Consider the following 17,755-nt stretch of genomic DNA (forward strand, 5'->3'; position numbering starts at 1 on the left):
CGCCCTGACAGTCTGTCTCCCTATGCGACCAGCGCGGACAGCGCCGAATAAAGCGGCAATCCCAGTGTCAGGTTGAACGGAAAAGTGATGCCCAGAGACAGTGTCAGATAGATGCCGGGCCGCGCCTCGGGCAGGGCGATCCGCAGGGCCGCCGGAACCGCGATGTAAGACGCCGAGGCCGCAAGCGTCATCATCAGGAACGTACCGCCCTGACTCAGCCCCAGAAGCAGCGCGGCCACCATGCCAAAGCCGCTTCCTACCACCGGCATGATGCAGCCAAAGGCCACAAGTCCTGCCGTGACGTCCCGACGGTGCTGCATGACCGAACGCCCGGCGGACAGGCCCATGTCCAGAAGGAACAGGCACAGGACACCGGTAAAGGGCACAACGATAAACGTATCGACCTGCGCCAGCCCCTCCTTGCCGGTGATGGCGCCGATCACGAACGAGCCGATCAGAAGAACGATTGACCCGTTGCCAAGAATGTCGCGGATCAGTTCCGAGTCCACCTTCGCCCCGCCGTTGCCACGTGCCGCCAGCCACAGCGCGGACATGATCGCCGGAACTTCCATGACGGCGGCAACAGCCACGATATAGCCCTCGGACGGGATGCCCTGTCCCTCAAGCAGGTTGGCAGCCGTAACGAAGGTCACGATCGAGATCGATCCATAATGCCCTGCAACCGCGGCAGCGTTCAGCGTGTCCAGCCGCGTGAGCAGCCGAAGTAGACCGAAGGCCACGAAAGGCATCGCAAAGGACAGGATCGCGCCGGCCATAAGGCTGCCCAGCAAGGTGCCCGAAAACCCGTTCTCCGACAGGCTGACCCCGCCTTTGAACCCGATGGCAAACAAAAGATAGATCGACATCAGCTTGGCTGCGCCCGTGGGGATGGACAGGTCGGACCGCATCACCGCGGCAACGATTCCAAGCATGAAGAACAGGATGGTCGGAACCAGCAGATTGCTGGCCAGCATGTCGAGCGGCGCGGTCATGATGTCTCCTTGTTGGTAGGGCATTGAGGCGTCGCTGGCCCAGATGGTTGGATTTTTGCAAAAGGGCAAATATATTAAAACTGATCTTTAAATAGGATTTGACTATGAAGCCGACTCTTCGGCAATTGGAATACCTCGTGGCTGTGGCGGATACCGGGCGGTTTGGTCTGGCAGCTGATCGACTGAACGTCAGCCAACCCAGCCTGTCGGCCCAGATCGCGGAAGCCGAGGACGCGCTTGGCGCGCGGGTGTTTCACCGGGGGCGGGGTGGGGCGGTTCTGACCGCAGGCGGAGTCGACGTGGTGCGCCGGGCCCGCCGGATTTTGCGCGAAATGGAAGACCTGAAGGCGTCCGTGCGCGGGAATGGAATTTTCGATGGGCGTCTGCGCCTCGGGATATTGCCGTCAATTGGCCCCTATCTTTTGCCGGGGATCGTGCCTGCGCTGCATCGCGAGTTTCCCGAATTCAGGCTCGTGGTGCGGGAAGAGGCAACGCAGGACCTTGAGGAAGGATTGCGCACGGGGCGGCTCGACATGATCGTGTCTACGCCCGAAGACCATCCCGGTACGCGGCAGGTAGAGTTGTTCGAAGAACCGCTATGGCTGGCGGTGGCGCGTGACGACCCACTGGCGGCAGAGGGCGCGATCGGTGCTGTTGCCTTGCAGGGGCGCACAATCCTGACGTTGGGCCGTCGCCACAGACTATCTCTGATCGTGGCGGAGTTGGCCATGAACGCAGGGGCCGTGGTCTCGGATGAATATGAGGGCACAAGCCTGGACGCGATCCGGTTGATGGCGTCAGTTGGGTCGGGTGTTGCGGTTTTGCCCAAGGTCTATGCCGCGACCGTTGCGGCGCGGCAGGGTGACGTAGTCCTTCGGCCCATCTCTGGCGACAAGGCCAGAAGGACTCTTTCGCTGATCCAGCCCGCCGGCCCCGAGGCCAGACCGGGCAGCGGTATGCTGGCGCGCGCCCTGTCGAAAGAGGCCGCGCGCCTGATGGCAATGTTATAGTCCCGGCGTCACAGCGCCGCGGCCAGTCGGGTGCCCTGATTGATCGCGCGCTTGGCGTCCAGTTCCGCAGCCACATCCGCGCCACCGATCACATGCGGCGTGATGCCCTTTGCCTCAAGCGCATCAGCCAAAGACCGGTCCGGCACTTGCCCGGCGCACAGGACGATATTGTCGACCTCGATCACCTGCGGGTTCTCACGCGCTTCGCCGAACGAGACATGCAGACCCGCTTCGTCGATCTTTTCGTAGTTGACGCCGCCAATCATGGTCACGTCCTTCATCTTCAACTGGCTGCGATGAATCCAGCCGGTGGTCTTGCCCAAACCCTTGCCCAATGCCTGCGCCTTGCGCTGCAAAAGCGTGACTTCACGGGCGGGCGCATGGGGTTGCGGGCCTTCCGGCGCCAGGCCACCACGGTTGGCTTCGGGGTCAGATACTCCCCATTCCTTCATCCATTCCGGTAGGTCTTCGGTCAGGCTTTGGCCCTCATGCACCAGGTATTCAGAAACGTCGAAGCCGATCCCGCCGGCGCCGATCACCGCGACGCGCTTGCCCACAGGTTTCTTGTCGCGCAGCACGTCGAGATACCCCATGACGTTCGGCCCATCCTGACCCGGAATCTGCGGATCGCGGGGCATGACGCCGGTGGCGATCACCACTTCGTCAAAATCAGTCAGGTCATCTGCCCCCACCGCGCGGCCCAGTTCCAGCTTGACTGGATGCGTCTTCAGCATTGCCTCGTACCAATCGACCAGCCCCCAGAACTCTTCCTTTCCGGGGATCTGCTTGGCGACGTTCAGCTGTCCGCCCACCTTTTCGGCCTTGTCGAAAAGGGTAACGTCATGGCCACGCTGCGCGGCGGTCAGCGCAGTGGCAAGCCCCGCCGGGCCCGCGCCGACGATCGCGATGGATTTTGGCGTATCAGCGGGTGGTATCGCCAATTCGGTCTCGTGGCAGGCGCGCGGGTTCACAAGACACGAGGTCAATTTGCCCGAGAACGTATGATCGAGGCAGGCCTGGTTGCAGCCGATACACGGTGCGATCAGCTCGGCCTTTCCCTCGGCGGCCTTGTTGACGAAATCGGCATCGGCAAGGAAGGGGCGTGCCATCGACACCATGTCGGCGCAACCCTCGGCCAGAACCTGATCGGCCACGTCGGGCATGTTGATCCGGTTCGACGTCACAAGCGGGATACCCACCTTGCCCATCAGTTTCTTGGTCACCCAGGCAAAGGCGCGGCGCGGCACCGAAGTCGCAATGGTCGGAATCCGTGCCTCGTGCCAGCCGATGCCGGTGTTGATGATCGTTGCGCCGGCCTGTTCCACGGCCTTGGCCAGCATCACAACCTCTTCATGGGTCGAGCCGTTGGGGATCAGGTCGATCATGCTGAGACGGTAGATGATGATGAAATCCTCACCCACGGCCTCGCGGCAACGGCGCACGATCTCGACCGGAAGGCGCATCCGGTTCTCATAGGACCCGCCCCAGCGGTCGGTGCGCTTGTTGGTGTGAGTCACCAGGAACTGGTTGATGAAGTAACCCTCAGATCCCATGATCTCGACCCCGTCATAACCGGCTTCACGGGCGCGGACCGTTGCGGTGACGAAATCCTGAATCTGTTTCTCGATGCCCTCTTCGTCCAGCTCCTTCGGCGGGAAGGGCGAGATCGGGGACTTGACGGGTGATGCAGAGACACATTCCGGCCCATAGGCATACCGGCCCGCATGCAGGATCTGCATAGCAATCTTGCCGCCCGCATCATGCACCCGATCGGTGACAACCTTGTGGTTGGCGATGTCCTGATCATTGAACAACCCGGCTGCTCCGGGAAACACGCCGCCCTCGCGGTTCGGGGCCATGCCACCCGTCACCATCAGGCCAACGCCGCCACGTGCGCGCTCGGCGTAGAATTCGGCCACGCGGTTCCAGTCCTTGGTTTCCTCAAGCCCGGTGTGCATCGACCCCATCAGCACACGGTTTTTCAGCGTGGTGAAGCCAAGGTCGAGCGGGGCAAGCAGATGCGGGTAGTTGGACATGGGTGATCTCCTCAGATTTGACCGCAAGAAACCCCAAGCCACACATATAGTCACGCAAAACGCCGCGTCAGGAACACATGTGCCGCTTCGTCATTTTGCCTCGGTTAGCCGCCCGTGGTCGGCGCGAGGCCGGGCTACATCGTCTCGATGCAGTGCCGTCGGAAGGCGCGTTTCAGCATGTCCAGCTCGGCCCGCAACAAATCCATTTCGGCGCGGATGTCGTCGGCCAGAACCTCGCCCGAGATCAGAGTGATGATCTCAAGCACCTCGTCGGTGTCCTTGTCGCGGATCAGATAGGTCTGAACGCCATCGGCAATTGTCTCGACCGGGATCGGCACCCGCAGCACCCAGCCCGTGCCATCAGGTGCGGCTGTCAGGCGCGTGTTGCGGACCGGATGCTCCAGGTGCGTGACCTCGATATTCGGCATGCCCTCGCCAGATGCGCGGGTCACAAGCCCTTCCCAGATGCCTTCGAACAGACGAGTCTTGGTAACGGTGATGTCGCTCATTATGTCCTCTGTTCCGATCAGAATTCCGCGCGTGGGTAACGGCTGAATGTTACGTCCCGCAGGATGACCTGATTCATTTCCGGCCCCTCAAAGATCAGGTCGATCCACATCTTCTCGATCCGCCGCTCGACCATCTTGGTATAGGTGAGGTCGAACTCAACCATGATGTCCTCTTCGTTCAGGGGCAATTCGCGGACGATCTGTTCCGTGTTGGGGCCGTGCTTGATGTTGAGGCGGGCAAAGATTTCCAGCGGCTTTTCGACCTCGACGATCGTGTCCATGCGGATCACATGTGACCGTTTCAGCCCCTTGCAGGCATCCTCTGGCAGATCCACGACCAGCGACAGGAACGATCCGTCAAAACGGAAAACGTCCATGCGCAGACCAAAAGGGGCCAGATCCTTTTCGCGCTGGTTGCGCAACTGGCGCAAGGTCAGTTCCGAGATGTCGCAATCATGGAACAGCGTGACCTCATCCCCCAGCATTTCCTTGTTTTCGACCGCGGACATCCCGCGCATCGGCAACGGCTCGCGCCACAAAAGCGGCCGCCAGGACCAGTCGGTGCCGTGGGGCTTGGGAAAGGCCGAAGAACCAATCATCGGCAGCGCCAAACGGCCTTCGGCGATCGAGATCAGAGAGTTCAGATGTTGCCGCAGCTTCCGGGCGCGACTTCGCTGCTGACGCAGGGTGGCAAGGTCGGTCGATTGGGCATTTCGGGCCGCACGTGCCCAATAGCGCGCCAACCCTTTCTGATAGAGCCGCTGGATCAAACCACCCCGAGCCATTGTTTCCGTTCCCGCGCTGCTGCCTCAAATTCGTTTCCGAATGCGGAACAATGGCACTCGGCGTTTTCCATTGTCTAGCCGAATGGTTGCCGCGAAACAAACAGCAAGGCGCAATGCCGGGAAATTTTCCTTTATATTCGAAATGTCTTGGCATGGCGCGGCCCGGCACCAATCTTCTTGCCTATGGCGCCATTCCGGTCAATCAAGGCGCATGGCAGCCTATGACTCCCTTTCCAAGCTGATCGCCCCGGCCCGGGAAACCTGTGAACCCTGGCGCGTGGTTCTGGCCCTGGTCATGATCGCGGGTGGCACGATCATATTCAATGGCATGTTGTTTGGCGTCCTGAGTGGCCTTCCCGCGTGGCCGCAATTGGCAAACGACCTGGCCTTTGGCACAAGCGCGGCCGCCATGTGGCTGATGCTGTTCAGTTTTTCCGGCATTTTGCTGTCTCTGGCCGTGGTGCTGGGGCTGCTGCATCACCGCCCGCTGACCTCATTGTTCGGAGCCTTCCGCCCGCTGGTCCGCGATTTCCTGCGCTGTTTGCGCTACCTCACCCCGTTTTTTGGCCTGATTCTGCTTTTGCCCGGGCCAAGTGGCGTGGAATTGATCTGGAACATGTCGCTGGCTCGGTGGCTGACGCTGCTTCCGGTGTCGCTCTTGCTGGTGATGCTGCAGATTACCGCCGAGGAAGTTTTGTTTCGTGGCTATCTTATGGCGCAGCTGGCGGCGCGGTTCCGCTCGCCGCTGGTCTGGATGGTGCTGCCCAGCGTCCTGTTTGCTTTGCTGCACTTTGACGGCGAAACCTATGGACCAAATGCCGGTTGGGTCGCGGCCTGGTCGGGGCTTTTTGCGCTGGCGGCGGCGGATGTTACCGCCCGGACCGGTAATCTGGGCGCAGCGCTGGCCCTACATCTGGCAAACAATGTCTTTGCCCTCATGGTCAGCAGTATGCAGGGGTTCTGGGATGGGATGTCGCTGTTTGTCCTGACCTTCGGCCCCCATGACCACGACCTTGTCGCCGCACTGCTTCCGGCCGAGGCACTGATGATCTTCTGCAGCTGGCTTGTTGTGCGGTTGGCGATCCGTCGCTAGTGTCCAATCCTCAAGCCAGTGTTTGCAATTCCCGTCGGGTAAGCTTATCTGACGGCTGTCGTTTCGGCCAATCAGGGACTCGTTCATGAACTGGATCACCAACTACGTTCGTCCGACGATCAATTCGATCTTTTCGCGCCGCGAGGTGCCGGACAATCTCTGGTCGAAGTGCGATGAATGCGGCACGATGCTGTTTCACCGCGAGTTGAAGGACAATCTGAACGTCTGCACGCATTGCGGCCACCATATGCACATCACGCCGCGCGACCGTTTCAAGGCGCTGTTTGACGGTGGTGTGTTCACCGAAGTGGCCGTGCCCGATCCGGTGGCCGACCCGCTGCAGTTCCGGGATCAGAAGAAATATCCCGAACGGATGAAAGCGGCGCAGAAATCCACCGGTGAGAAAGAGGCCATGCTGGTCGTTGAAGGCGAAATCGGGCGCACCCCGATCGTCGCCGCTGCGCAGGACTTTTCGTTCATGGGCGGGTCGATGGGCATGTATGTCGGCAACGCGATCATCGCCGCCGCCGAACGCGCGATCAAGCTGAAGCGCCCGCTGGTGCTGTTCTCTGCTGCGGGCGGCGCCCGGATGCAGGAAGGTATCCTGTCCTTGATGCAAATGCCGCGGACCACCGTGGCGGTGCAGATGCTGAAAGAGGCGGGTCTGCCCTACATCGTCGTCCTGACCCATCCCACGACCGGCGGTGTCACGGCGTCCTATGCCATGCTTGGTGATGTGCATATTGCCGAGCCGAATGCGCTGATCTGTTTTGCCGGGCCGCGCGTGATCGAACAAACCATCCGCGAAAAACTGCCCGAGGGCTTCCAGCGCGCCGAATACCTTCTGGATCATGGCATGCTGGACCGTGTCACCCCGCGCACCGAAATGCGGGACGAGCTGGTTACGATCATCCGCATGTTGTTGGGTCTGACACCTGCCGTTCAAGGCGATCTGCCCGCACCTGTGGCGGAAGAGGCCGATGACACTGACGCCAAAGCCGTCGAAAAAACCTGAGCGGCGGTCGGGCGGACACCGCCCGACTGTGCCCAACCCAATCTGTCGTTCAATGACGGAATCCCTTGTATGACCACATCCCAGAACTCCGACGCCATCCTTGCCCGGATGATGGCGCTGCACCCGAAGGTGATCGACCTGACGCTGGACAGGATGTGGCGACTTCTGGCGGCGCTGGACAATCCGCAGAACGCGCTGCCTCCGGTGATCCACCTTGCGGGCACAAACGGCAAAGGCTCGACACAAGCAATGATCCGCGCCGGGCTTGAGGCGATGGGCAAGGTGGTTCACGCCTATACCTCTCCGCACCTCGCCCGGTTTCACGAACGAATCCGGCTGGCAGGAACCCTGATCGACGAGGACCACCTGACCGCCGTGCTGGACGAGTGCTGGAACGCCAACAATCGCGAGAACATCACCTATTTCGAGATCACCACCTGCGCCGCGCTTCTGGCCTTTGCGCGAACGCCAGCCGATTACACCCTGCTTGAGGTCGGACTGGGCGGACGGCTGGATGCGACCAACGTGATCGACCGTCCGGCGTTGACGGTGATCACGCCAGTCTCGATCGACCATCAGCAGTTCCTTGGCGACACGATCGAGCAGATCGCCTCCGAGAAGGCCGGTATCCTCAAGCGCGGCGTGCCCTGCATCGTTGGTCCGCAAGCGGATGCCGCGATGGAGGTGATCGAGGCACAGGCCGCGAAACTGGGCGCGCCGCTGATTGCCCATGGTCAACACTGGCAGGTCTGGGAAGAGCGCGGGCGACTGATCTATCAGGATGAAACCGGGTTGCTCGATCTGCCGCTTCCGGTCCTTCCCGGTGCGCATCAGATCCAGAACGCCGGCGCCGCGCTTGCCGCGCTGCGTTATCTTCGTGCGGATGAAACCGCGTGCGAGGCTGCAATAACCCGCGCGCACTGGCCCGCCCGGATGCAGCGCCTGCGCACAGGGCCGTTGGTCGATGCTGCGCCGGGGGCAGAAATCTGGCTGGATGGCGGGCACAACGCCGCCGCGGGTGAGGCGCTTGGCGCTCACCTTGCCACATTGCCCCAGCGCCCGACCCACCTGATCTGCGGCATGCTGAACACCAAGGACGTGACCGGCTATCTCGCCCCGTTGTTCGCGGTCAGTGAAAGCCTGACGGCGATCTCGATCCCCGGTGAGGCCAACACCCTGAGCGCCGATCAGACCGCAGCAGCGGCTCTGTCTGTGGGCATGGCGGCGACGACAGCCCCGTCGCTGGAGACGGCGCTGAACACCATCGTCGCACAGGATCCCAATGCAAGGGTCCTGATCTGCGGCTCTCTCTATCTGGCGGGACACGTGCTGCGCAGCAATGGGTAAGCTGCGCCGAATCACCACGTCCGAATCACTTGCTATTGACTGATTCGCACTGATTCGCCTAATGTCGCTGCCAAGCACAGGCATCCGACATTGTAGCTCAGTCCAGCGGATGCCCGGTCACGGGACAGGCAGGCAGGTATAAGAGGGGCGCTGGTCGCCCCTCACATAATTCCAGCGACCGAAATTGCTGCGGCTCATCACTCGACATCGCTTTGCAAACCCCTAGGCTCGGATCATGGACTGGCGTGAAGACGGTATCATCCTTGCGATCCGTAAACACGGAGAGACCTCGGTCATTGCCGAACTCTTCACCGAAAGTCATGGCCGCCACGCCGGTGTCATTCGTGGCGGCGTCAGCCGCAAGCTGACCCCGATTTTGCAGCCCGGAGCGCAGGTCGATGCGACATGGCGGGCGCGATTGTCGGAACATATCGGCAGTTTCACGGTTGAACCGGTGCGCAGCCGGGCGGCGGTGTTTTCCGACCGTTTCGCACTGGCGGGTCTGAACGCGGTGACCGCACTACTGATTTTTGCCCTGCCCGAACGCGAGGCGCATCCTCCGCTTTATCGCCGTACCCGCGACCTTCTTGATCTTCTGGGACAAGACGATCTTTGGCCGCTGGCCTATCTGCAATGGGAAATGGCGCTGCTTGAAGAAACCGGGTTCGGCCTGGATCTGAGCCGTTGCGCCGCGACAGGGCAGACGGAAAATCTGGTTTATGTTTCGCCGAAAACCGGACGCGCAGTGTCGCGGGATGGGGCGGGGGAATGGGCGGACCGAATGCTGCCTCTTGTGCCATGTCTGCGCGGTGAAGGCGATGCCAGCGACGCCGACGTGCTTGCCGCGCTGGGCACAACGGGTTGGTTCATCGAGAACAAGCTGGCGGCCAGCCTTGGCAACCGCCCTCCACCAGAGGCACGCGGGCGGTTTCTTGATGCGATCAGCCGCCGGATTGCGCGGGGGTGAATATCATCTCGCGCCCCGTTTCGTCGCTCAGGATCAATGTGCTGTCCGACACTTCGATCAGGCGCATCGCGGTCAGCGCGGACAGGAACCTGTTTTCGGCATCCAGTGACGGGCAAGCCAGCTTGGTCTGAACCAGGTCCGTCACTTCGAACCAAGGGTATGGAGCCGATTGGCTGGCTGAATACCGGTTGCAGGGGGCCTGACCCGAAATCGCCGTACCGTCGAAAACCAACGTTGCCCGTTCTGTCCACGCCCGACCGTCGATCTCCTGCAGGGCCCATGTCTTGCCCGCCGCGCCATAACGTGACGCGGTTTCATCTCCGCTACAGGCCGTCAGGCTGAAAAGGAAAAAGGCAAGAAGAGCAGGGCGCATGACAAGGTTCAGGTTGCGAGGCCCCCTTAGTCATAAAGCGCAAGGATCAGGTCGACCAGAGTTCCAAGGGCCTCGGCATTGTCCCGCTGGTCGCGGCTGGTCAGTTCCGCCATGCCGATATTGGCGGCTTGCACGATACGCGCGAGTTCCGGGTTTGGCAGGCCAACCTCTTCCAGAACCTCGGCCAGCGCCGCCATTCGCTTTTCATCGAGCCGCAGAACCGCCTGCGCTGCCGCAGCACTGTCAAAGGCCCAGCCCCGGATCGCGGCTTCGGTGCCCTTGCTGTCGCGCAACGCAAACTGGGCCAGGTGTCGCAGTTTCTGAACCGGTGCCTCATCCGCTTCGGCAATGTTTGCCAGGTCCGCCAGCGCCAGTTTCTCCCAGCGTTGCAGCATCGCAGCGTGATAGGCGGGGACATCGGCAAAATGCCAATAGAACGATCCCTTGGTGGTCTTCAGCCGCCGTGCCAGCGACTCGGCCTTCAGCGCCGACGGTCCCACGGACACCAGCGCGTCAAAGCCGGCATCGATCCAGCGGTCGGGGGAAAGGCGGGTCGAAGACATGATTTCGGCATATGCAGGCGTGCGATTCTTTGCAAGTGCAGCATTGTCGCTGTGCATTGCTGCGATGCAGCAAAGCCTCACTCGGCGGAATTACCAGTTGGCGGTCCGTGTCACAACATCCGCGCCGGTGTTTGTCGGTCCGCCTCCTGAGAACGCCCGCACCTTCCCGGCAAATGTCTGGAAATAGTCCTGCGACTGGACATGCGCCAGGGTCTCGGCCGTGTCCCAGCGCCCCCAATGAATGCGGGTCGTGCCATTGTCCGCGACTGCAACCTGATAGCAAAATGTGCCGGGTTTCCGAGTGTCGGCGTCCAGCGCGCGAATGAAGGCGTCTATTGCCTCACGCCATTCGCTTTCGTTGCCACCATATTCATAGGTAATAGTGATGGTCCGCATTGTGACCTCCCTTATTGGCCAGGGCGCGAATGATAGGGCGCTGGGGCCAATGTTCAAAATGCCAAGGCCCCGGGCAATGCCCAGGGCCTTGTGACGCAACATTGGTTCGGCGGCTGTTAGGCTAGCCTATCACGCCCCCTCTTTCCGGTCAGCCCAGCAGACGACGCGCGATCACCTGCGCCTGAATCTCGGCGGCGCCTTCAAAGATGTTCAGGATACGCGCATCACACAGCAGGCGGCTGACCTGGTATTCCAGCGCAAAGCCGTTGCCGCCGTGAATTTGCAGCGCGTTGTCGGCGCAGGCCCACGCGACCCGCGCCCCCAGAAGCTTGGCCATGCCGGCCTCAAGGTCGCAGCGGTGGCCGTGATCCTTTTCCCAGGCGCTGAAATAAGTCAGCTGGCGCGCCACCATGATTTCGACCGCCATCATCGCCAGCTTGCCAGCGACGCGGGGGAAGTTGATCAGGGACTTGCCGAATTGCTTGCGGTCCTCGGCATATTGCATGCCCACTTCAAGCGAGGCCTGCGCCACGCCGATTGCGCGGGCGGCGGTCTGAATGCGGGCGGCCTCAAAGGTTTTCATCAGCTGCTTGAAACCCTGCCCCTCGACCCCGCCCAAAAGGTTCTCGCCCTTGACCTTGAAACCGTCGAAGCCAAGCTCGTATTCCTTCATGCCCCGATAGCCCAGAACTTCGATCTCGCCGCCGGTCATGCCCTCGGTGGGAAAGGGGTTTTCATCCGTGCCCGGTGTCTTCTCGGCCAGGAACATCGACAGGCCGCGGTGGTCCGTGGTGTCGGGATCGGTGCGTGCCAGCAGGGTCATGACATGGGTCCGCGCCGCATGGGTGATCCAGGTCTTGTTACCCGTGATCTCATACTCGCCGCCCTCGGTTTTGACCGCGCGGGTGCGCAAGCTGCCAAGGTCGGACCCTGTATTCGGTTCGGTAAAAACGGCGGTCGGCAGAATTTCGGCGCTGGCGAATTTCGGCAGCCAATAGGCTTTCTGTTCCTCGGTGCCGCCCGCTTCGACCAGTTCAGCCGCGATCTCGGACCGGGTGCCAAGCGAGCCGACGCCGATATACCCGCGCGACAGTTCCTCGGATACGACGACCATCGACGCCTTGGACAGACCCAGCCCGCCGTATTCCTCGGGAATGGTCAGTCCAAAGACGCCCATTTCTCCCAGTTCCTCGATGATCTCCATCGGGATCAACTCGTCCTTGAGGTGCCACTCATGCGCATTGGGGATCACACGTTCGTCGGCATAGCGGCGGAACTGTTCGCGGATCATTTCCAGTTCTTCATTCAGCCCGGACGCACCAAAGGTGGCGTGACCCGCATTGTCGCGCATCAGTTCAACCAGCCGCATTCGTGCGCCCTGGCTGTTGCCGCTGTCGCACAGGGTCATCACGGCAGGAATCATCAGGCCGCGCATCTCGTCCTGTGTCAGCCCCAGATCCTGAAGGCGGACGATTTCATTCTGGCTCATCGGGATGCCGCCATAGACCTGCCAGAGGTATTCACCAAAGGCGATCTGGTGGATCAGCTGTTCCATCTCACCGAACTTGCCATCCGCCTGCAGGCGTTCGGCCCAGGCTTGCATCTGTTTCAGAGACTGCGCATATGTTGCCAGCCAGGACAGGCCATGCGCGGCTGTCTGGTTTTCCTCGATCAGTCCGCCAGACACTCGGCCGTCAACGGATACCATGTCGCGGACGCGGGCCGTTGCAGTATCCAGAACGGCCTCGACAGGGGCTACGGCCGCGCCGGTCAATGTCAGAAGATCGGGGAGAATTACAGATTGCGTCATCGTCAGGTCCTGTCCGTCATGGGCCATGAATCATATCCTCGTTATGCTGCAGTGTGACATAATTCTTTTGCAAGTGCAGCGCAACAAAAATGCTAAAAATGCCGCCCATCATTTCATTAATTACGCGCGGAATGCTTTGCCCCGCCGCAAATCGCAGCGTATACGCTTGTCATGCTAACGTTTTTCCCGGAACTTGCCCCCCAACTGATCCTCTTGTCCTGCCTCGTTGCTGTTCTGGCGGGGGTCATCAAGGGCATGGTCGGTTTTGCCATGCCGATGGTGCTGATTTCGGGTCTGGGGTCGTTTCTGTCGCCGGAACTGGCACTGGCGGGCCTGATCCTGCCGACATTGGTCACCAATGGAATGCAGGCGTTGCGACAAGGAACAAAGGCAGCGCTGGCGTCGGTCAGGCGGTTCCGGGTCTTTCTGCTCGCGGGGCTGGTCACGCTTGTGATCTCGGCCCAGTTCGTACGGGTTCTGCCGGTCGAGGTGATGCTCTTGATGATAGGCGTACCGGTGGCGCTATTCTCGGTCGCTCAGCTTTTTGGGCTACATCTGAGCCTTGCCCGGCCATCCTTCCGGGCCGAGGCCATGATCGGAGGTTTTGCCGGGCTGATAGGTGGAATATCCGGAGTTTGGGGGCCGCCAACGGTGGCTTATCTGACCGCGATCAACACCGAAAAACGCGACCAGATGCGGGTGCAGGGTGTAATATATGGGCTCGGGGCAGTGGCACTGGCGGGTGCACACCTGGGGTCCGGCGTGCTTCGCGCTGAAACCGCGCCATTCTCGGCGCTTCTGGTCATTCCGGCGGTATGCGGCATGTGGATCGGAACCCGCATCCAGGATCGGATCGACCAGGCACAGTTTCGCCGTGCCACGCTTCTGGTGCTGACGATCGCGGCTCTGAACCTGGTTCGACGGGCGGTTTTCGGCTGATTTTCCGACCCTGTCGCAATCTCCCAAACTGCTGTCGCAACGTGCAAAAATCCACCCCGTTTTCCCCCTGAAAAACGCAGCTCGATCGACCCATATCTGAATTGTGACATTTCTGTGGCGACCGGTCTGTCGCGGGCGTCACCTTGGTTGAGGTGGGCAATTCATGGAATATCAAGCAACAGCTTTCTATCTGGGCACATTGGGCGATGGCGCGGGCAAGGCCGGCAGTTCCGTCACGCCAATCGACCTTGTGTTCGAAGATGTCGGCGGCGACGGCGAGATCGGCAAGAAACACGCTGACCGCGATGCAGACCTTGTTAATGGACATGAGATCAGCGAGTTCCGCCACAATTCGAAAATGACGCTGGACGACGGCACGGTCATGCGTGGCTGGTATGTTGAGAGTACCGATGCAAGCGGCGAAACCCACGTTTTCTTCGTACCAACCGACGGGTCCGAGGTCACTGACGCAAAACTCGGCGCTGACGTGCTTCTGGCTGGTCTTTATCGTGATGAAGCGGAAAACGGTACCATCGGCGGCGGCCCGGTGCCTTGTTTCACTGCCGGCAGCCTGATCCTGACTGAACATGGACTCATCCCGATCGAAGCACTGACCCCCGGAACGCGCGTTCTGACGCGCGATAACGGATTGCGCCCCGTCGCCTGGGTTGGCACCCGCCACATTGCGCGCAAGGATGCGGCCCGCTTTGCGCCTCTGATGCCGGTTCGGTTCACGCAGGGCGCGCTGGGCGGTAACATGCCGGAACGGTCCATGATGGTGTCTCCCAATCACCGCGTCCTGCTGACGGGGGGCATGGTGGAAACGGTCACCGGAGAGACCGAGGTGCTGGTTGCCGCGCGCCACCTTCTGCATCGCGAAGGGATCTCGCAGCTAGCACCGCAGGCGGTTACCTATGTCCACATTCTTTTTGACCAGCATGAGATCGTCCTGGTCGACGGCGCCTGGTCGGAAAGTTTCTATCCCGGTGTCGAAGCACTGCGCGGACTGGAACGGGCCCAGGCGGAAGAGGTCTTTGCGCTGTTCCCGGAATTGCGCGGACGGGCGACGGACTTCGGTCTGGCGCGTCCGGCGTTAAAACCTCACGAGGCGAGGCTCGCAGCGTAGTAACCTATTGTTAAGAAAATAAAAAGCCCCGGTTTTTGCCGGGGCTTAATGCTTGATTTTGTTCAGTTGACAGCTGTCAACCGATGGCGGCTGCCTTTACGTCATTGTCGATGAACGGCAGGTATTGCTCAAAGTTGTTCGAGAACATCTCGACCAGTTTCTGCGCCTGTGCGTCATAGGCCGCCTTGTCGTCCCAGGTGCGGCGCGGGTCGAGCAGGATCTCGGCCACGCCGGGCACGTGGACCGGGACTTCGAACCCGAAGTTGGCGTCCTTGCGGAACTCGGCATCCGCCAGCGAGCCATCCAGCGCCGCGGTCAGAAGCGCGCGGGTCGCACGGATCGGCATCCGGCTGCCGGTGCCATAGGCGCCACCGGTCCAGCCGGTGTTCACCAGCCAGCAGGTCGCGCCATGTTTGGCGATCTTCTCACGCAGGAGGTTGCCATAGGCTTCGGGGCGACGCGGCATGAAGGGCGCGCCGAAACAGGTCGAGAATGTCGGTTCCGGCTCGGTCACGCCACGCTCGGTTCCCGCCACTTTCGAGGTGAAGCCCGACAGGAAGTGATACATCGCCTGCGCCGGAGTCAGCCGCGCAATCGGAGGCAGCACGCCGAAGGCGTCACAGGTCAGCATGATGATGTTCTTGGGGTGCCCACCCATCGCCGATGCCGAAGCATTCGAGATGTATTCCAGCGGATAGGCGCAGCGCATGTTCGCGGTCAGGCTATCGTCTTCGAAGTCGAGGTCAAAGGTCTCGGGGTCGAAGATCATGTTCTCGATCACGGTGCCGAACTTTTCGGTCGTGGCATAGATCTCGGGTTCAGCCTCGGGGTTGAGCGAGATGGTCTTGGCATAGCAGCCCCCTTCGAAGTTGAAGGTGCCATTGTCGGACCAGCCGTGTTCGTCATCGCCGATCAGAACGCGGTCGGGATCGGCCGACAGGGTGGTCTTGCCGGTGCCCGACAGACCAAAGAATACGGCGGTGTCGACCGGATTGCCCTTGGCGTGATTGGCCGAACAGTGCATCGGCATGATGCCTTTTTCGGGCAGCAGGTAGTTCAGCAGCGTGAACACTGATTTCTTGTTTTCGCCAGCATATTCGGTGCCGCCGATCAGGATCAGTTTCTTGTCGAAATTCAGCGCGATCACCGTTTCCGAGCGGCAGCCGTGTTTCTTGGGGTCGGCCTGGAAGCTGGGACAGTTGATGACGGTGAAGTCGGCGGTGAAGCTGTCCAGATCCTCGCGGTCGGGACGGCGCAGCATGTGGCGAATGAACAGGCCATGCCACGCCAGTTCGGTGACCATGCGCACATTGATCGAATGGCGCGGGTCGGCACCGCCGACCAGGTCCTGCACATAGTATTCCTTGCCCTGCATATGGGCCAGCATGTCAGCATAAAGGGCGTCGAACCCCTCGGGTGACATCTCGGCGTTGTTTTCCCACCAGATCGTGTCCGCGACGCTGTCGGTCTTGACCACGTGCTTGTCCTTGGGTGAACGGCCCGTGAACTTGCCGGTGGTGACAAGAAACGCGCCGCCTTTGCCCAGCGTGCCCTCACCCCGTTTCAGAGCGGCCTCGACCAGCGCGGGCTCCATAAAGTTGTAATAGACATTGCCCAGCCCTTCGATCCCTTGGTCTTCGAGGCGGAATTGCGGGTTTACCCGTCCAAATGTCATTGTCTAACTCCTGTAGCCGCGTCCTGTTCTTGCGGCGGGTCTTGGTATCGATGCCGCGGGGTCATTGCGGGACTCCACGCACCGCCCGGCCCCGGTCAAGGGCTGGTATGCGGCTCATAACACGCTGTTTTGGCAGTTGAACAGGACGGTTTACCGCAGTTAGCGCAACCAAGTGCAGGTTAGCGCAACCATGTCAGGAAACGGGCGGGGGACCGCTGACCGAATGGGCAGGTCGGAGAGGGTGACTGTCACCGAAGTGAGACAGTTTAGCGATTTGTCAGGAAATTCAGGCGCAAATGGGGCGTGATTTCTGCCTGATTCGCGTTTTGGGATTGATTGTGGCGCCCCGCAAGGCCCATAATGACGAAAAAAACAGGCAGATTAGAGCAGTATAAGGAACAGCCAATGTCGAAGATCGCCTTGGTGGATGACGACAGGAATATCCTGACGTCTGTGTCCATGACCCTCGAAGCAGAGGGATTTGAAGTAGAGACTTACAATGACGGCCAGCAGGCGCTGGACGCGTTCAACAAGAAATTGCCCGACATGGCCGTCTTGGACATCAAGATGCCGCGCATGGACGGCATGGACCTGTTGCAACGGCTGCGCCAGAAGACCGCGATGCCGGTCATTTTCCTGACCTCCAAGGACGATGAGATCGATGAAGTCCTGGGCCTGCGCATGGGGGCGGATGACTATGTCAAAAAGCCGTTCTCGCAGCGGCTTCTGGTGGAACGCATCCGCGCACTGCTGCGTCGGCAGGACGCGCTGGACGGAAACAGCCCGGTCGAGACCGAAGACACCAAGATCATGGAGCGTGGTGAGCTGATCATGGATCCGCTGCGCCATTCGGTGACTTGGAAAGGCCAGGATGTGACCCTGACCGTGACGGAATTCCTGCTTCTGCAGGCCCTGGCCCAGCGCCCGGGTTTCGTAAAAAGCCGCGATCAGCTGATGGATGTGGCCTATGATGACCAGGTCTATGTCGACGACCGCACGATCGACAGCCACATCAAGCGGCTGCGCAAGAAGATGCGCCAGGCGGACCCGGAATTCTCGGCGATCGAGACCTTGTATGGGATCGGCTACCGGTATAACGACGAATAAACTCAGCGCAAT

Annotated in this window: 17 protein-coding genes; 8 read left to right on the forward strand and 9 right to left on the reverse strand. The window is 60.7% G+C overall.

The genetic code is table 11. The features are described 5' to 3' along the window. Nucleotides 1–20: 20 nt before the first annotated feature. Complete coding sequence (locus JQ863_RS03675; RefSeq protein ID WP_204112970.1) at nucleotides 21–992, reverse strand: sodium-dependent bicarbonate transport family permease; 972 nt, start codon at nucleotides 990–992, stop codon at nucleotides 21–23. Nucleotides 993–1,096: 104 nt separating this feature from the next. On the opposite strand from JQ863_RS03675, the gene JQ863_RS03680 reads away from it, so the two are divergent. Next, nucleotides 1,097–2,002: a hydrogen peroxide-inducible genes activator gene (locus tag JQ863_RS03680; RefSeq protein ID WP_204112971.1), complete on the forward strand. Its 906-nt coding sequence runs from the start codon at nucleotides 1,097–1,099 to the stop codon at nucleotides 2,000–2,002. A gap of 8 nt (nucleotides 2,003–2,010) precedes the next feature. On the opposite strand, the gene JQ863_RS03685 is transcribed toward JQ863_RS03680, so the two are convergent. From JQ863_RS03685 to JQ863_RS03695, 3 genes are all read right to left on the reverse strand, one after another. Further along, nucleotides 2,011–4,038 carry an NADPH-dependent 2,4-dienoyl-CoA reductase gene (locus JQ863_RS03685; protein WP_204112972.1) on the reverse strand — a complete coding sequence of 676 codons (2,028 nt, stop codon included), beginning with the start codon at nucleotides 4,036–4,038 and terminating at the stop codon, nucleotides 2,011–2,013. A gap of 134 nt (nucleotides 4,039–4,172) precedes the next feature. Continuing rightward, a complete protein-coding gene (locus JQ863_RS03690) occupies nucleotides 4,173–4,547 on the reverse strand; it encodes a hypothetical protein (protein ID WP_204112973.1) in 375 nt (124 codons plus the stop codon). A 17-nt stretch (nucleotides 4,548–4,564) separates the two neighbouring features. Further along, nucleotides 4,565–5,332: a DUF6478 family protein gene (locus JQ863_RS03695; RefSeq protein WP_204112974.1), complete on the reverse strand. Its 768-nt coding sequence runs from the start codon at nucleotides 5,330–5,332 to the stop codon at nucleotides 4,565–4,567. Nucleotides 5,333–5,543: 211 nt separating this feature from the next. Here JQ863_RS03695 and JQ863_RS03700 point away from each other — a divergent pair, with 211 nt between their 5' ends. The 4 genes from JQ863_RS03700 to recO all read left to right on the forward strand — a co-directional run bounded on the left by JQ863_RS03700 (nucleotide 5,544) and on the right by recO (nucleotide 9,754). After that, on the forward strand, nucleotides 5,544–6,425 hold the full coding sequence (locus JQ863_RS03700) for a CPBP family glutamic-type intramembrane protease (RefSeq protein WP_204112975.1): 882 nt from the start codon (nucleotides 5,544–5,546) through the stop codon (nucleotides 6,423–6,425). Between the two features lie 85 nt (nucleotides 6,426–6,510). Continuing rightward, nucleotides 6,511–7,440, forward strand: a complete 930-nt coding sequence (gene accD, locus JQ863_RS03705) for an acetyl-CoA carboxylase, carboxyltransferase subunit beta (protein ID WP_204112976.1) — start codon at nucleotides 6,511–6,513, stop codon at nucleotides 7,438–7,440. A gap of 69 nt (nucleotides 7,441–7,509) precedes the next feature. After that, nucleotides 7,510–8,787 (forward strand): bifunctional folylpolyglutamate synthase/dihydrofolate synthase, encoded by a 1,278-nt coding sequence (locus JQ863_RS03710; protein WP_239113203.1) that lies wholly within the window; start codon nucleotides 7,510–7,512, stop codon nucleotides 8,785–8,787. A gap of 235 nt (nucleotides 8,788–9,022) precedes the next feature. After that, the gene (recO, locus tag JQ863_RS03715; RefSeq protein WP_204112977.1) at nucleotides 9,023–9,754 is read left to right on the forward strand and encodes a DNA repair protein RecO; all 732 of its coding nucleotides are present in this window, start codon (nucleotides 9,023–9,025) and stop codon (nucleotides 9,752–9,754) included. Here recO and JQ863_RS03720 read toward each other — a convergent pair. From JQ863_RS03720 to JQ863_RS03735, 4 genes are all read right to left on the reverse strand, one after another. After that, nucleotides 9,729–10,127: an META domain-containing protein gene (locus JQ863_RS03720; RefSeq protein ID WP_204112978.1), complete on the reverse strand. Its 399-nt coding sequence runs from the start codon at nucleotides 10,125–10,127 to the stop codon at nucleotides 9,729–9,731. The genes recO and JQ863_RS03720 overlap by 26 nt on opposite strands. 26 nt (nucleotides 10,128–10,153) lie before the next feature. Further along, entirely contained in the window at nucleotides 10,154–10,690 is a 537-nt protein-coding gene (locus JQ863_RS03725; RefSeq protein WP_204112979.1) for a TetR/AcrR family transcriptional regulator, read from the reverse strand. Nucleotides 10,691–10,780: 90 nt separating this feature from the next. Then, the gene (locus JQ863_RS03730; protein ID WP_204112980.1) at nucleotides 10,781–11,086 is read right to left on the reverse strand and encodes a hypothetical protein; all 306 of its coding nucleotides are present in this window, start codon (nucleotides 11,084–11,086) and stop codon (nucleotides 10,781–10,783) included. Between the two features lie 148 nt (nucleotides 11,087–11,234). Next, nucleotides 11,235–12,923: an acyl-CoA dehydrogenase family protein gene (locus JQ863_RS03735; protein WP_204112981.1), complete on the reverse strand. Its 1,689-nt coding sequence runs from the start codon at nucleotides 12,921–12,923 to the stop codon at nucleotides 11,235–11,237. 144 nt (nucleotides 12,924–13,067) lie between these two features. On the opposite strand from JQ863_RS03735, the gene JQ863_RS03740 reads away from it, so the two are divergent. Both JQ863_RS03740 and JQ863_RS03745 read left to right on the forward strand, forming a co-directional pair. Beyond that, nucleotides 13,068–13,835 (forward strand): sulfite exporter TauE/SafE family protein, encoded by a 768-nt coding sequence (locus tag JQ863_RS03740; protein WP_204112982.1) that lies wholly within the window; start codon nucleotides 13,068–13,070, stop codon nucleotides 13,833–13,835. A gap of 163 nt (nucleotides 13,836–13,998) precedes the next feature. Next, nucleotides 13,999–14,961, forward strand: a complete 963-nt coding sequence (locus tag JQ863_RS03745) for a Hint domain-containing protein (protein ID WP_204112983.1) — start codon at nucleotides 13,999–14,001, stop codon at nucleotides 14,959–14,961. 76 nt (nucleotides 14,962–15,037) lie between these two features. Here the strand turns inward: JQ863_RS03745 and JQ863_RS03750 are convergent, their stop codons facing one another. Continuing rightward, nucleotides 15,038–16,636, reverse strand: a complete 1,599-nt coding sequence (locus JQ863_RS03750; RefSeq protein WP_204112984.1) for a phosphoenolpyruvate carboxykinase — start codon at nucleotides 16,634–16,636, stop codon at nucleotides 15,038–15,040. A 405-nt stretch (nucleotides 16,637–17,041) separates the two neighbouring features. Here JQ863_RS03750 and JQ863_RS03755 point away from each other — a divergent pair, with 405 nt between their 5' ends. Next, entirely contained in the window at nucleotides 17,042–17,743 is a 702-nt protein-coding gene (locus JQ863_RS03755; RefSeq protein ID WP_204112985.1) for a response regulator transcription factor, read from the forward strand. Nucleotides 17,744–17,755 lie beyond the last annotated feature (12 nt).

Source organism: Shimia biformata (assembly GCF_016888515.1).
Classification (GTDB): Bacteria; Pseudomonadota; Alphaproteobacteria; order Rhodobacterales; family Rhodobacteraceae; genus Shimia_A; species Shimia_A biformata.